Below are 14024 nucleotides of genomic sequence, written 5' to 3' on the forward strand. Positions count from 1 at the left end.
GGTTAGCCATCCACTCGGAACGTGAGCGTGGTCGTCCCGAGCTGGATCATGTCACCGGGGTTCAGGGCCACCGCGGAGACCCGCTGCCCGTTGACCATGGTCCCGTTGGTCGACCCCAGATCGGTCAGCACCACTTGGGCACCGTCGAAGTCGAGCCGGGCGTGTCGGCGGGAGATCCCCACGTCCGGCAGTCGCAGATTGGCCTGGTCGCCTCGGCCGATCACGGTCGAACCCATCTGCAGCGGATAGGTCCGCCCGTCACCCGAGACCAGCCGTACGTTGCGGGCGCCGGCCGGCGAGTGCGGCGGTTGACCGTACCCCCCGCCCTGCTGGTCGTACGGCGGATAGCCGCCCTGACCACCGCCGGGCATGTCGTACCCGGGCTGCTGCACCGGCGCGACGTCGCCGCCGGTGAAGACTTCGGCGGTCACCCGGAACATCCCGGTGTCCAGCCCGTCGCCCCGCTCGATCTCGACGATCACGTCGCCGTAGACCGTCCAGGCCTGCTCACCGATGAACTCGGCCTGCGACTGGGCGAGCTCCTGGGCCAGGGCAGCCGCGTACGGAGCCAGCCGGCTGTGGTCATATGGCGAGAGATCGATCACGTAGCGGTTGGGCACCAGCGTGCGCCCACCAGCCAGGATCGCCTTGTGGGCCTCAGCCTCCCGCTGCATCGCGTTGAGGATCTCCACCGGGTGCACGACACCCTTGAACACCTTGGCGAAGGCCCCTTCGACTAGGCCTTCCAGACGCTTCTCGAAGCGTTGCAGCACGCTCACCGGCTCCTCCTCGGGTTCCGAGGACATGATGGTATCCGGCCGTCGCCCGTGCCACCCGCACGCCGATCGACCACCGCTCCCGGCCTGTCCCGAACGACCGACCCGCCCCGTGCTACTCTTCGCCAGGCGTCGCGGGCGATATTTAGCTCGGGGCGACCAGGGACAGCGTAGTATGTCCCGGCACCTGCCAGCGGGTGGCCCCGACCGACACCCCCACCGGGATCGGGAAGGACCGGCCGGGTTAGTCTTCTACCGACTGTCCCGGACAGCATCCGGGGAAGTGGCGGAATGGCAGACGCGCACGGTTCAGGTCCGTGTGCCCGAAAGGGCGTGGGGGTTCAACTCCCCCCTTCCCCACCAGCAGGTCGGGCGGCATCAGCCGCCCGCACCGGCTAGCAACGATCAAGAAGGCTCCGCCCGACGGCGGGGCCTTCTTCACATATCGCCCGGATATCCTGTTGACCGTTTACTCCACCCCCCAGCTCAGGAGTGTCGTGTGAGCGTCGCGTTGGTTACCGGTTCCGGCGGTCTGATCGGATCGGAGGCGGCCCGGCACTTCGCCGGACTCGGCCTGGACGTGGTGGGCATCGACAACGACATGCGCCGCGAGTTCTTCGGCCCCGAGGCGTCCACCGCCTGGAACGTCGAGACGCTGCGGCGCGACCTCGGTGCGGCGTACACCCATGAAGCGGTCGACATCCGCGACCGCGACGCCCTGGCGGGCCTGTTCCGGCGGTACGGCCGGGACATCGCCGTGGTGATCCACACCGCCGCCCAGCCGTCGCACGACTGGGCGGTCCGTGACCCGTTCACCGACTTCGACGTCAACGCCGGCGGCACGCTCAACGTGCTGCAGAACGTCCGGGAACACTGCCCGCAGGCGCCGGTGATCCACTGCTCCACCAACAAGGTGTACGGCGACCGGCCCAACAGCCTGCCGCTGATCGAGCAGGAGACCCGCTGGGAGATCGCCCCGGACCACCCGTACGCGGGTGGGATCACCGAGGACATGTCGATCGACGCCTGCCTGCACTCGGTGTTCGGCGCGTCGAAGGTCGCCGCCGACATCATGGTGCAGGAGTACGGCCGCTACTTCGGCATCCGTACCGCCTGCTTCCGGGGCGGCACGCTGACCGGGCCGGCGCACTCGGCTACCGAGCTGCACGGCTTCCTCGGCTACCTGATGCGCTGCAACATGGAGCGACGGACCTACAAGATCTTCGGGTACGGCGGCAAAATGGTCCGCGACGCGATCCACAGCCACGACGTGGTCTCCGCCTTCGAGGCGTTCTTCCGCGACCCGCGCCCGGCGGCGGTCTACAACCTCGGCGGCGGCCGGCACTCCAACTGCTCGCACTTGGAGGCGTTCGCCCTGGCCGAGCAGATCACCGGCCAGGAAATGATCACTGAGTACCAGGAGGCGAACCGGGTCGGCGACCACCAGTGGTGGATCGGCTCGAACGCCGCTTTCCAGCGTGACTACCCTGGCTGGAAGCAGGTCTACGACGTACCGATGATCCTGCAGGAGATCTACCAGGCCAACGTCGACAAGTGGGTGCCCGGGAAATGATCGACCAGGGCAAACGCAACCTGCTCGGGGTGCTGGTCGACGCCGTCGACTACGAGGCCGCCACCGAGCGGGTGGTCGACGCCGCCCGGGAGCGCCGGCCGCTGGCGTTGACCGCGCTCGCCGTACACGGGGTGATGACCGGGGTGCTCGACCCGGCGCACAACGCCCGGCTCAACTCGTTCGACCTGGTCACCCCGGACGGCCAACCGGTGCGCTGGGGACTCAACCTGCTGCACGGAGCAGGTCTTACCGACCGCGTCTACGGGCCGACACTGACCCTGCGGGTGCTGCAGCGCTGCGCCGACGAAGGGCTGCCGGTCTACCTGTACGGATCCACCGAGGAAACGCTGGACCGGCTGGTGCCGAAGCTGGAGCAGATGTTCCCGGCGTTGAAGTTCGCCGGGGTCGAGCCGTCGAAGTTCCGCTCCGTCGGCCCTGGTGAGGATGTGGAGATCGCGGACCGGATTCGGGACTCCGGGGCCCGGCTGGTGCTGGTCGGGCTGGGCTGCCCGCGCCAAGAGGTCTTCGCGTACGCGATGCGCCCGCTGCTGGACATGCCGCTGATGGCGGTCGGCGCGGCCTTCGACTACCACGCCGGCCTGCTGCGCAAGCCGCCGTCCTGGATGCAGCGGTACGGCCTGGAGTGGCTGTGGCGGCTCGGGCTGGAGCCGAAACGCCTGTGGCGCCGCTACGTGATCCTCAACCCGAAGTACCTGAGCCGGCTGGGCGCACAGAAGGCCGGACTGTGGCGAGCTACCCCGCCGCCGGCAGCCACCGACCGCCCCGCCTCCTTCGCCGTCTGACCCCCTGACCCAGCTCCAGGATCGCTGTCGCCCGCCGCGCCGAGTTGTCGCCGGGCGGGTTCATCACCGAGGTGAGGATGCTCGCACCAACCATCGAGACCAAAGTTCGCCATGCTGGTGACGGCCACCGCTTGCTACCAGTGCCTGGAATCGCCCCTAGTCACGCAACGCGGTCGCCACATCGAGGCGCGCCGCGACCAGCGCCGGAATCAGTGAACCGACGACGCTGGTGGCCGCAGCGGCGGTGATCCCCCACAACACAGCGTTCCACGGCAACGTCGGTGTCTCGATCGCGGTCGCCGCGTCGATCCGCCGGGGCACCCACCACTCCACCCCTAGCCAGGCGGTTAGGACCGCCACCACCGCCGCCAACAACCCGACCAGGACGGCAGCGGTGAGCACCTGGCCGACGAGTGCTCCTCGGGTGGCACCCACCGCTCGCCGAATCACCAACTCCCGTGTCCGCTCGTGCACGCTGGCCAGACCGATGTTCAAGATCCCGAGCGCCGAAACGAGCAACGCAATCAAGGCTACGGTCAAGAAGGCAAATCGCTGCGACGCCAGCTGCTGCAACAGATGTTCGACCTGGTCACCGCGGTGCAGCCCGAGAGCCTGCGGGTCGCCCCCGGCAGCCCGCACCATCCGCTCGCCGACCGCGTTGAGGAACGCCATGTCGCCACCAGAGTGGTGTAGGAGAATCCGTGACGTCGTGCCGGTCAGGATGGTCGGACGAAGGTGAAGCAGTGCCGGCAGGGAGGCGAAGATCGTTGATTCTCCCTCACCGTCGGCAACCACCCCGACGATGGTGGCCCGGACGGCGGGTTGATCCACGGTGGCCAGCACGGCGAGGGTCGTCCCTGGACCGCCCCAGCGTTGAGCACCGGCCTGGTTGACTACGAGTTCGACGGGGAACTCAGCATGTGTGTTCAGCCAACGGCCACTGAGGATCGGTAGCCTGCGTACGTCGTCGAGATCGCCAGCCACGAGCGTGACCGGTTGCAGGGCGAGTGGTTCGCCAGGGTCGAGTCCGTCCCAGTGGGCGACGCCGGTGCGTTGGGTGGGATTGCCGACAATCGCCGCCGCACCACCTGCATCTGTCAGCGGGGCGGCGGCGGCCAAGGCCGACCGTACCCGCTCCGGGGTGACCTGCGCGACAGTCAGGTCACCAACGGCGGTGACCGCCCGTCCCTGCCGCTGCTCTGCAACCGCGATGAACACCTCGGCGGTGACCGCGCTGATCGTAAAGATGGCGACGACGGCGAGCACCCCTATGCATAGGCTGATGCCGGACAGCAGCGCCCGCCAGGGATGCGCGCGCAGTTCGGTAAATCCATGAGCCAAGGCTCGCACTTGCTCACTCCTCGATGAGTTCGCCTGTGACGAGGCGTACCGTCCGAGACATCCGGCGTGCGACCTGCTCATCGTGGGTAACCACCACGAGGGCGCAGTTGCGCTGGCGGGCTGCGTCTGTCAGTACCTCCAGGACGCGCGCAGCGGTCTCGACGTCGAGGGCCCCGGTTGGCTCGTCGGCAAGGATGATCGAAGGTTGTCGCACCAGCGCTCGGGCAATCGCCACCCGTTGCTGCTCGCCGCCGGACAGGTGCCGGGGCTTACTCCTTGCGCGGTCGGCGAGCCCGACTAGGTCCAGCGCGGCCAGGGTGCGCCTGCGCCGCTCCGGCCAGCCGATTCGAGCGCCGTACCGCAGGGGCAGCTCGACGTTTCGGTAGGCGGACAGGTGCCGTACCAGCGAGTAGGACTGAAACACGAAACCAATATGCCGGTTGCGTAACCGAGTGCGATGCTGATCCCGCAGCTTACGGGCGTCCGCCCCTACCACGGTCAATTGACCAGCATTGACTGGGGTGAGTAGACCGAGCATAGCCAGCAGGGTTGTCTTCCCCGAGCCGGATCGACCGACCACAGCGACCGTTTCCCCGGCACCGACCGTGAGGTTCACCCGCCGTAGGATCGACAGCGATCGGCGGCCCGGCAGATCCACCCTGCGACTCAGATCGGTCGCCACAATGACCGGGCTGCCGCTCACCGGACCGTCGTCCTGAGGTGAGGGCCGTAGGCAAGGACCATGTCGCCCTCGTCGAGACCGTCAAGGATCTCCACGTCAACCCCGTCGCTGATGCCCAGCTTCACCTCGGTCTCCACCAGTTCGCCGTCTACCAGGCGGGTCACGACCCCGGATTCGGCGTCTCCCGCAACCGCCTGCGTCGGTAGCAACAGGGTGTCGATGCGTTCGCCGGTAGTGATCCCGAGAATCGCCGGCAGCCCAGCGCGGGCCTTGGTGCCCGGATGTAGCAGGCACATCAATAGCATCGGTTTGGCGTCGCGGGGGACCGACTCTGCTACACGGGTACCGGCGGATCCGACGCCGTCGGCCGGGTCAACGAGGGTGCAATCGGAAGGTCCTGGTCCTCCGGTCACCTGTACCCGGGCGCTGATTGGGTCCTCGTAGAGTCGGTACGCCTGCTCCATGGGCAACTCGGCTTGTACGGCGTACCCCCCGTACCGGATCACGGCCACCGGAACCCCGGCTTCGACCTTCATTCCGTCGTAGATTGCAAACCGAACAAACGCCCCATCGGTGGGGGCGGTCAGCTCGGTCGTACGCTGCCATGCGAGGGTCTGGCCGGCCTCAACAGCCTTGCCTTCCTGGAGTGACTTGGCGAACCAGACCTGCTCGAAAATGCTGCTCGGCACCGCATACTCGGGGGCGGCGGCGACGATACCGTCTGCCGTCACGACCGAGGTGATCGTTCCGCGCCGCACAGTGGCCGTCTCTGTCGAATCGACGGTCGGATCCGACCAGTCGTGTACCGCCTCGTCGCTACTACATCCACTCAGGGTCGACAGTAGCGAAAAGGCCACCAATAGGCCAGAGAGAGCTTTGGCCAGGCGTCGAAGCCGGCACGCGCTCGACGCACCGTTGTCTAGGATTCCCTTATCCACGGCATTAATTCTCGGGACAGTTGATTTCGACGTTTTTGGCCATTAAGGAGGGGTCGCCGAGAGCAGCTTTCTCCAACTGCTCGTCCACCGCTGCCCTAACCATCGCGTCGGAGTATTCCTGGTAGTTGACCATTCCCTTATAGGCGTTCAGCTGCACGAGTGCGGCATCCGCACGTTCCGGGGCGCCGCTACGCTGCGTCAGCCATTCCTTTTGCCATATGCAGAACCAGACACCCTGGGCCTGCCCCCGCCCAAACCCTGGTTCATACGAATGACCACGTAGGACGCCTTCATGGTCTGGCGCCGGCTCCTGGTGGATCACGGGCGGCCACGTCACCCCTGCTGGGAGCTCAAGTGCCTCGGTCTCCGCCCAGTACTCCTGTTCCATCTCCTCCGAGGTCAGAACAGTCGTTTCAGCACCCCCGTCGGACGACTCGGGTGCGTTGGACCTCGCAGAGCAGCCCGGCAGCGCGACGGTCGCAACGACCAAGCACGCCAAGACAACGGCTTTCTGACCCAAGCCCATAACCCCTCCCTCGCATCACTGCGGTGTGGTGAGCACGTCTGCTCACCACACCGCGTTACCTCATCTGATCAATGATGAAGAGTTCCGGACCAGTCGGGATCGTCACCCACGCTTGAATAGCAGCAGGCGGCCATCCTGAACTGGAACCCGTTTGCTAAGCCCGATATGATCGTCTTCCTACTGTAGTCGTTGTTCCACTGAACAGAGCTCGACACCGGCTGATTGGAGGTGTTGTTGACCCTCAGATTCACAACCGAAACCGGACCAGCCTGGTAAAGTAGGTTGGTTGGCGTAAACGCGATGGTCCCGCTCGTAGTCCTAGTCTGGGTGTAGTTTACCCAGGTGGACGAGTAAGTCGTTCCAGCAATAGACGTGTCGACGGCCAGCACAGAAGCCGGAGTCGACAATATAAATAGTGATACCACAGCAACAACTGTTGCGAACTTTGCTTTGATGGTGCGCAACTCGCTCCTCCTCGGGAATGGCCACAGTTCCCGCCGCGACGATGGCAACAGACTAGCACTCATCAGTCATGATCAATACCTTTTCGGACGAACATCTTGTCAAGCCACGCAAGCGAGCGCACGGTTGTGACCTAGCCCACAGGAATTACTTCTATGTGGAGAGTACACGGTAGCGTATAGCTACGCCACAGGGGCCTCACCACGCCCACCACGACCAAGGGCCGCTCAACCTATCCCGACCCTTTGACTTGCGGTTTTGCCGGCCGCCACCCGATCAAAGGTTGACGCCCCCACGACGTGCAACGCCGGAGCCGTATCAACGAGTGCCACGGGGCCACCCCGCCCCGACACCGGCGGCCGGCCAAATCACCTACAGTCCGGACTGACGATTCCTGAGTGCTGAGAGCCTACTGGGTGCCGACGACTCGTAGCTCGTCCAGGAAGACTACGGTGTGACCAGGTAGGACGTGTCGGCAGAGGTGGTGCCACGTGGACACAGCCGCCTGCTGATCATGTATCGGTGAGGACAACAAGATCGGAGGTGGCTGCTGTTGCCAGGGCAGCGGCTGACCGGACGATGCGCGCACGGGGCCCGACCCCGGCTGTTGCGGAGCGCAGTCGGGATGAAGGTGTTCAGTGCTCTGGCTGTGGGTGTTGCGGGAGCGTGATGCTTTGCCACGAGGCAGACAGCAAAGGTTACATCTCCCTGGCTTGTGCGGCGACGTACGTGCCCTTGCCCTGGTGGCCTTCGACCAGGCCACGGTCGCGCAGCAGCCGCAGGGCGGCTTGGGCTGTGGAGACGCTGACCTTGTACGTGTCGGAGAGCTGGGCATAGGTCGGCAGCTTGTCGCCCGGCGACAGCTCACCGGACCGGATCTGTTCGGTGATGTCATCGACGACACGTAGGTAGTCGGCAGGTCGACTGGGCATTTCAAGGTACTCCTCGCTCGGCACCTCGATTTGACCATGGAACTTGGCTACCTACAAGACTGATGTTGACTTAGGTATCTAACCTACTTAACATTGCTCCTCGGAACGCCTCGCTCGGCAGCTTGGCTTTCCACCCTCCGGGTGCACCCGGCCCGGCAGCCGGGGCGGGCTGCGTCACTGAATGGAGTCAGCCCACTCCTCCCGTGAAGCAATCCGCCTCGGCTGTACTCAGCGGCCCTGCGTGCGTACTGCCGATTGAGGTTGCGCGCGCAGGGCGGGCGGCCCGCCCTGCGCACCCCCGATCGGGGTCGGGCCGCCCTTCCACCCGCTCCACCGAAGACCATGCCCGATCAGCGAGCTTGAAAGGCGGTCCTACCGTGCGCAGACTCCTCGACTTCCTCCGCGTGAAGATGCCGGCGGCTGATCGGTAGCGTGCCGGCCAGCCGTTCACCTGCCGATCCCAGACCCGGCGACGAGCTGATCATCGACGGCCGGGCGAGTGTGCAGTTCGCGGCCGGGCGAGGCTTCCGGTTCCGGGTGACGACAGTGGACAAACGGTGGACGTATCAGGACTGGGTCTGGTTGTCCGGGTATGTGTTGGCGCCGGACGGTGAAGCCCGCGAACGGCGGGAGATCTTCGTCCAACGCGACGGTCTCCGCTGGGCACCCACCCCACCCCGACACCGCTGACCAGGGCGGCGGCACAACTGCGACGCGAGCCGCGCCCTCTCGACCCGTACCCCTGAAGGTTCCCGACTCTTGGAAGGTGGTTCCTGCTGTGCGTAGGTTCTTTGACCTGTTCCGTCGGCCGCCGGTGCGGAGCCGGCGTAACCGGCGGTTGCTCGCCGAGATCGCGCGCCACAACCAGCGGCCGATCGACGCTGCGGCCGGCCAGCGCCGGCCGGTGCGGCGGGCCCCGAACGCCGTCGGCCACTTGTACGGCAGGCCGGTGCGACCGTCAATAAGCCCCGGCCTGGTCCGCGACCGTCGGTTCGGCGACCGGACCCGGCGCGGCTGCGACCCCACCGAGGTACGCACGTTCCTGCACCTGGTCGCCGACGAGCTGACCGCCCTGCGCGCCGAACTGGCCGCCACCCGCGACGAGAACGTGCGGATCAAGCAGGCGTTGCGGGACTGGCAGTCACAGCAGTTCCAACAGTTCCAGGCAGGGGCGGGGGTGACGGGGTGACCGGGGTCAACGGAGTGCCGGCCGGCCCGGTCCGCGTCGTCGGGTTCGGGTCCGAGCGGCGGCGGGCGCAACTCGTGGTCACCGTCGCCAACCTCGACACCGGGGCGGTCGCCTCGACCAGCCTCGTGCCGGGTTCGTTCACGCCGCTGCCGACCCCAAACGGCACCTGGTGGCTGCCGTACGCGCCGATCGTCACCGACCTCGCCACCCGGGCGGGCGTGGCCGCCGCGACGCTGCGCGACCCGGACTTCCCCGACGAACCCGGCCGGCTCCCGTCCTCCGGGCTGACCCTGCCGATCCAGTGGCAGCCCGGTGCACCGGAGCGGGACCGCCACCGGTGGGAGGCGTCGGTGCTCGCCAACCGGCTCGCGGCGCCGTGGCTGGTCCTGATCGGCCGCAGCAGCGCACCGCCGCCGCCGGGCGACCCGGCCCGGCTGCTCGGCCGGCTGTGCGCGCTCGCCGACCAACTTCACGTCGACCTGGTCCTCGAAGCCCGACCAGCGTCGACCCCGAGCGGGCTGAGCTGGGACATCCGGTACGAACTCGCTGGCGGGAAAGTGCCCGACTACCCACACCGCTGGGTAGCCGGCCTACCGGCGGCGATCGCCGCAATCAGCCCGGAACGGGCCGCGTCCGGGCTGGCCGTAGCCGACTGGAACCTGCCCGCCTACTACCTCACCGAGGCTGCCCTCACCCCGCACCCGGTGCCGGTCGGGCTCGACGGGCACCCCGGCGGCCACGACCTCGACCAACTCGAACGACGCATGATCGCCGACGCCGAGCAGCACGGCGGCACGCAGGCGATCTGGCGGAACCGGCACTGGTGGCACACCAGCCTGCGACCCGACGACACCGAGCCGGGTGGGGGCGGCGGCAGGTTCCGGCGCGGCTGGGAGCCGCCAGCGCCGAGATACTGGGGCGAGCCGATCCCCACCCATCCCTGCCCACGATGCACCAACGCGGCGGATCCGCCGTACTGCACCGACTGCTACGGCACCCGCCGGGTCCGCCACGGCGCCGTCGTCACCGTCACCGACCTACGCGGCCGCACCGTGCACCGCAACTGGCGACCCGACGACGGCCCGACCTCGCCAACGCTGGTGCACACCGACCAGGCGTCCGGCACCAGCGTGTGGCAGCTGCCCGAGCACTACCGGATCGGCTCCCTCGCCGCCGAGTTCGGCGTACAGCCGACCGACCTGACCGACATCGACGGCGAACACGTCATCGACCAGCACCTGCGCAACGGGGTCAGCCAGATCCACCACGGCGGCGACCCGCTCGCCGCGTACCTCGCCGAAGCCGCCGCCGCCCACGACGGCGCCCGCATCATCGCCCGCGCCACCGACTGGCCCGGCCCCACCCTCGACCAGCTGGCCCGACTCGTCACCGGACTCGGCCTCGCCCTCGACATCACCGCCGTCGACCACCGCGACAGCACCGGCCGACCGGAGCTGATGCAGGGCCACACCTGGTCGGTCCAGGTCGCCGACCCGGCCACCCCGCCGACCGTCGACCCGGTCCCCACCAGCGCCGCCCTGCCCGAAGCTGTCGCCCTCTGCCACCGCTACCTCTACGGCGCGCTGCGCGCGACCATCCCCACCGACCCCGAGAAGCCCATGTCCGTCCCCCACCGGCCGGCGACCGCCGGCCCAGCACCCGACACCACCAGCTACATCACCCAGGTACGCCACCAAGCCGCCACCCACCCCGGCACCCCGGCTACCGTCCGCATCCACCCCGAACGCACCCACACCACCACGGAGAGCCAAAGCGGTTGACTTGACGATGCAGTCATAACGCATTCAAAATGAAGTCATGACTGTGGTGCTCACTGTCCGCGACGTACCCGAAGAAGTGCGGGACCTCCTGGCCCAGCAGGCCCGCGAACGTGGCCAGTCGCTGCAGGCGTACCTGCTGGCAGTCCTCAACCGGCAGGCTGACTTCTGCCGCAACCGGCAGCTCCTCGCCGAGCTCAGCGACGAACTCGACGGCGGCAGCAGCGGAGCCGGACCGACCGCGCCGGACGCCGCCGACCTGCTCGCCCGTTCCCGCGCTGAACGGGATTTCCCGGACTCCGCGCCCTCCGGGCGGGACGTAGCGTGATCGTCGTCGACGCATCGGTCCTCGCCAGTGTGCTCATCTACAGCGACGACCGTGGCCGCAAGGCCCGCGCCGTCCTGGGCCGAGACCCCGAGTGGGCGGCACCGGAGCACTGGAAGGTCGAGGTCTTCTCCGTCATGCGAGGGCTCGCCCTCGGCGGAAAGATCACCAACGAGACGGCGGCGCGGGCGGTCGACCGGATCAGCCGCCTCGGCGTCGACACCGTGCCGATCGACGATCTGCTCACCCGCATGTGGCAGGTCAAGGCGAACATCAGCGCGTACGACGCCCCCTACGTCGCCCTCGCAGAGCGCCGCGCACTGACGCTGGTGACCGCCGACGGCAAACTCGCCCGCGCGGCGAGCGCGTACTGCCGGGTCGAACTCGTCGCGTAGCGGGACGCGGGTTCGGCGGCCTGGTCTTCCGCCACGGCCAAGGTCTTCCGCCTAGGCAAGCGCTTTCCTATGCTGATCCGATGATTCGGATCGACGACGCGCTGACCCCGGCCAGCCTGCAACCCAGGATCGACCGCCTCTGGGAAGCCTCCGCCCACAAGATCGACTCGATCGAGAAGACCTGCCCACCCGGGTCGGCGTCGCCGGTCTTCACCGTCGACGGCCGGTACGCCGCGCGCGGCTGGACCGAGTGGACCCAGGGCTTCCAGTACGGTTCGGCCCTGTTGCAGTTCGACGCCACCGGCGAGCAGCGGTTTCTGGACTCCGCCCGCGAGTTGACCGTCGCCGTGATGGCCAGCCACGTCAGCCACATCGGCGTGCACGACCACGGCTTCAACAACGTCAGCACGTACGGCAACCTGTGGCGGCTGATGGCCGAAGGCCGGCTCCCGCACGACCGCGCCGAGCGCGACTTCTACGAACTGGCGTTGAAGCTGACCGGCGCGGTGCAGGCGGCCCGCTGGCGGGACACCGCCGACGGCACCGGCTACATCTACTCGTTCAACGGGCCGCAGTCGCTGTTCGTCGACACCATCCGCTCCTGCCGGGCGCTGGCCGTGTCCCACCTGCTCGGCCACGTACTGATGGGCGAGCAGGACGAGCGGATCTCGCTGCTCGGCCGGCTCATCGAACATGCCACCAACACCGCCCGGTACAACGTCTTCTACGGCGACGGCCGGGACAGCTACGACATCCGGGGCCGCACCGCCCACGAGTCGATCTTCAACGTCAACGACGGCCGGTACCGCTGCCCGAGCACCCAGCAGGGCTACTCGCCGTTCACCACCTGGACGCGCGGGCTGGCCTGGGCGATGCTCGGCTTCCCGGAGCAGCTCGAATACCTGGCCGTGCTGCCGGACAGCGACCTCGAACCGTACGGTGGGCGGGCCGAGGTGACCGCGACGCTGCTGCGGGCCGCCACCGCCACCTGCGACTTCTACCTCGAACACACGCCGACCAACGGCATCCCGTACTGGGACACCGGAGCGCCCGGCCTGGCCGCTCTCGGCGACTACCTGGATCGCCCGGCGGACCCGTACAACGATCATGAGCCGGTCGATTCGTCGGCCGCCTGCATCGGCGCACAGGGTCTGCTGCGACTCGGCCGCTACCTGACCGACGCCGGGCAGCCCGACGCCGGTCGGCGCTACTGGCAGGCCGGGCTGACCGTGGCCGGCGCCCTGTTCGACGAGCCGTACCTGAGCACCGACACCCGCCACCAGGGACTGATCCTGCACTCGATCTACCACCGACCGAACGGCTGGGACCACGTGCCGGCCGGCAGTCGGGTGCCGCACGGCGAGTCGAGCATGTGGGGCGACTACCACGCCCGCGAGTTGGCGCTCTACCTGCAGCGGGTGGCGCGCGACGAGCCGTACTACACGTTCTTCGGCCCGGCCGGCGCCGACAGCACCGGCAGCGCCGACGGCGCGGGCACCGTCGGGGGCGGACGGTGACCGCCCCCGCGCGGGTCGCCATCGTCACCGGCGGTTCGCGGGGCATCGGGCGCGGGATCGTGCTGTCGCTCGCCGCCGCCGGGTACGACGTCGTGGTCAACTATGCCCGCAACGCCGACGCGGCCCGCCAGGTCGGCGAGCAGGTCGAGGCGATGGGCCGCCGGGCGCTGCTGGTCGGCGCGGACGTGTCGGTCAGCGCGGACCGGCAACGGCTGGTCGATCAGACCGTGGCGACCTTCGGTCGGATCGATCTGCTGGTAAACAATGCCGGCGTCGCCCCGGACGTACGGGCGGACCTGCTCGACGCGACGGAGGAGTCCTTCGATCGGCTGATCGACATCAATCTGAAGGGTCCCTACTTTCTGACCCAGCAGGTCAGCCGAGCCATGATCGGCATGGTGACGGCCGGCACCGTCACCACGCCGAAGATCGTCATCGTCTCGTCGATCAGCGCCTACACGGCGAGCGTCAACCGGGGTGACTACTGCGTGGCCAAGGCCGGCCTGGCGATGACCACCCAGTTGTACGCCGCCCGCCTCGCCGAGCACGGCATCAACGTCTACGAGATCCGGCCCGGCATCATCGCCACCGACATGACCGGTCCGGTCCAGGCGAAGTACGACGATCTGATTTTCAACCAGGGGCTGACGCCGATCCGCCGGTGGGGTCAGCCGGACGACGTAGGGCGGGCCGTGGTGGCGGTCGCCACCGATCTGCTGCCGTTCAGCACCGGCCAGGTGATCGACGTCGACGGTGGCTTCCACCTGCGGACGCTGTAGCCAGCGGA

The 14024-nt window shown here is 67.9% G+C and carries 15 protein-coding genes and 1 tRNA gene; 10 read left to right on the forward strand and 6 right to left on the reverse strand.

Going from position 1 to position 14024, the window contains the following annotated elements; genetic code table 11:
- Nucleotides 1-2: 2 nt before the first annotated feature.
- On the reverse strand, nucleotides 3-806 hold the full coding sequence (locus O7629_RS27045; RefSeq protein WP_123606559.1) for a DUF3662 and FHA domain-containing protein: 804 nt from the start codon (nucleotides 804-806) through the stop codon (nucleotides 3-5).
- Between the two features lie 247 nt (nucleotides 807-1053).
- On the opposite strand from O7629_RS27045, the gene O7629_RS27050 reads away from it, so the two are divergent.
- The 3 genes from O7629_RS27050 (at nucleotide 1054) to O7629_RS27060 (ending at nucleotide 3152) form a co-directional block, all read left to right on the forward strand.
- Nucleotides 1054-1139, forward strand: a tRNA-Leu gene (locus O7629_RS27050).
- A 136-nt stretch (nucleotides 1140-1275) separates the two neighbouring features.
- Nucleotides 1276-2349 carry an NAD-dependent epimerase/dehydratase family protein gene (locus O7629_RS27055; RefSeq protein WP_278172747.1) on the forward strand — a complete coding sequence of 358 codons (1074 nt, stop codon included), beginning with the start codon at nucleotides 1276-1278 and terminating at the stop codon, nucleotides 2347-2349.
- Entirely contained in the window at nucleotides 2346-3152 is an 807-nt protein-coding gene (locus O7629_RS27060) for a WecB/TagA/CpsF family glycosyltransferase (RefSeq protein ID WP_278174697.1), read from the forward strand. Before O7629_RS27055 ends, O7629_RS27060 begins: the two co-directional genes overlap by 4 nt.
- Nucleotides 3153-3308: 156 nt before the next feature.
- Here O7629_RS27060 and O7629_RS27065 read toward each other — a convergent pair whose 3' ends face one another.
- The 5 genes from O7629_RS27065 to O7629_RS27085 form a co-directional block, all read right to left on the reverse strand.
- Nucleotides 3309-4502, reverse strand: a complete 1194-nt coding sequence (locus tag O7629_RS27065) for an ABC transporter permease (RefSeq protein WP_278172749.1) — start codon at nucleotides 4500-4502, stop codon at nucleotides 3309-3311.
- A gap of 4 nt (nucleotides 4503-4506) precedes the next feature.
- Nucleotides 4507-5196, reverse strand: coding sequence for an ABC transporter ATP-binding protein (locus O7629_RS27070; RefSeq protein ID WP_278172751.1), 690 nt, complete (start codon nucleotides 5194-5196; stop codon nucleotides 4507-4509).
- Complete coding sequence (locus tag O7629_RS27075; protein ID WP_278172753.1) at nucleotides 5193-6113, reverse strand: efflux RND transporter periplasmic adaptor subunit; 921 nt, start codon at nucleotides 6111-6113, stop codon at nucleotides 5193-5195. The genes O7629_RS27070 and O7629_RS27075 overlap by 4 nt, the downstream gene beginning before the upstream one ends.
- A gap of 4 nt (nucleotides 6114-6117) precedes the next feature.
- On the reverse strand, nucleotides 6118-6501 hold the full coding sequence (locus O7629_RS27080; protein WP_278172755.1) for a hypothetical protein: 384 nt from the start codon (nucleotides 6499-6501) through the stop codon (nucleotides 6118-6120).
- Between the two features lie 1298 nt (nucleotides 6502-7799).
- Entirely contained in the window at nucleotides 7800-8033 is a 234-nt protein-coding gene (locus O7629_RS27085) for a winged helix-turn-helix domain-containing protein (protein ID WP_278172757.1), read from the reverse strand.
- Nucleotides 8034-8465: 432 nt separating this feature from the next.
- Here O7629_RS27085 and O7629_RS27090 point away from each other — a divergent pair, with 432 nt between their 5' ends.
- From O7629_RS27090 to O7629_RS27120, 7 genes are all read left to right on the forward strand, one after another.
- Entirely contained in the window at nucleotides 8466-8723 is a 258-nt protein-coding gene (locus O7629_RS27090; RefSeq protein WP_278172758.1) for a hypothetical protein, read from the forward strand.
- Between the two features lie 214 nt (nucleotides 8724-8937).
- Nucleotides 8938-9222: a DivIVA domain-containing protein gene (locus O7629_RS27095; RefSeq protein ID WP_278174698.1), complete on the forward strand. Its 285-nt coding sequence runs from the start codon at nucleotides 8938-8940 to the stop codon at nucleotides 9220-9222.
- Entirely contained in the window at nucleotides 9219-11003 is a 1785-nt protein-coding gene (locus tag O7629_RS27100) for a hypothetical protein (RefSeq protein ID WP_278172759.1), read from the forward strand. Before O7629_RS27095 ends, O7629_RS27100 begins: the two co-directional genes overlap by 4 nt.
- A gap of 37 nt (nucleotides 11004-11040) precedes the next feature.
- Nucleotides 11041-11328, forward strand: a complete 288-nt coding sequence (locus O7629_RS27105; protein ID WP_278172760.1) for a hypothetical protein — start codon at nucleotides 11041-11043, stop codon at nucleotides 11326-11328.
- Nucleotides 11325-11720, forward strand: a complete 396-nt coding sequence (locus tag O7629_RS27110) for a type II toxin-antitoxin system VapC family toxin (protein WP_278172761.1) — start codon at nucleotides 11325-11327, stop codon at nucleotides 11718-11720. Before O7629_RS27105 ends, O7629_RS27110 begins: the two co-directional genes overlap by 4 nt.
- Before the next feature lie 80 nt (nucleotides 11721-11800).
- Nucleotides 11801-13237: a hypothetical protein gene (locus O7629_RS27115; RefSeq protein ID WP_278172762.1), complete on the forward strand. Its 1437-nt coding sequence runs from the start codon at nucleotides 11801-11803 to the stop codon at nucleotides 13235-13237.
- Nucleotides 13234-14016 carry a 3-ketoacyl-ACP reductase gene (locus tag O7629_RS27120; RefSeq protein ID WP_278172763.1) on the forward strand — a complete coding sequence of 261 codons (783 nt, stop codon included), beginning with the start codon at nucleotides 13234-13236 and terminating at the stop codon, nucleotides 14014-14016. The genes O7629_RS27115 and O7629_RS27120 overlap by 4 nt, the downstream gene beginning before the upstream one ends.
- The last annotated feature ends 8 nt before the right edge of the window (nucleotides 14017-14024 follow it).

The sequence above is a fragment of the Solwaraspora sp. WMMD792 genome, assembly GCF_029626105.1.
In the GTDB taxonomy this organism is placed as follows: domain Bacteria; phylum Actinomycetota; class Actinomycetes; order Mycobacteriales; family Micromonosporaceae; genus Micromonospora_E.

What these genes read in the sequence shown, in the direction of transcription:
- O7629_RS27085 (WP_278172757.1), bottom strand. Translation starts at nt 8,033, where the DNA reads ATGCCCAGTCGACCTGCCGACTACCTACGTGTCGTCGATGACATCACC.
- O7629_RS27060 (WP_278174697.1), top strand. Translation starts at nt 2,346, where the DNA reads ATGATCGACCAGGGCAAACGCAACCTGCTCGGGGTGCTGGTCGACGCC.
- O7629_RS27045 (WP_123606559.1), bottom strand. Translation starts at nt 806, where the DNA reads ATGTCCTCGGAACCCGAGGAGGAGCCGGTGAGCGTGCTGCAACGCTTC.
- O7629_RS27080 (WP_278172755.1), bottom strand. Translation starts at nt 6,501, where the DNA reads ATGGAACAGGAGTACTGGGCGGAGACCGAGGCACTTGAGCTCCCAGCA.
- O7629_RS27105 (WP_278172760.1), top strand. Translation starts at nt 11,041, where the DNA reads ATGACTGTGGTGCTCACTGTCCGCGACGTACCCGAAGAAGTGCGGGAC.
- O7629_RS27115 (WP_278172762.1), top strand. Translation starts at nt 11,801, where the DNA reads ATGATTCGGATCGACGACGCGCTGACCCCGGCCAGCCTGCAACCCAGG.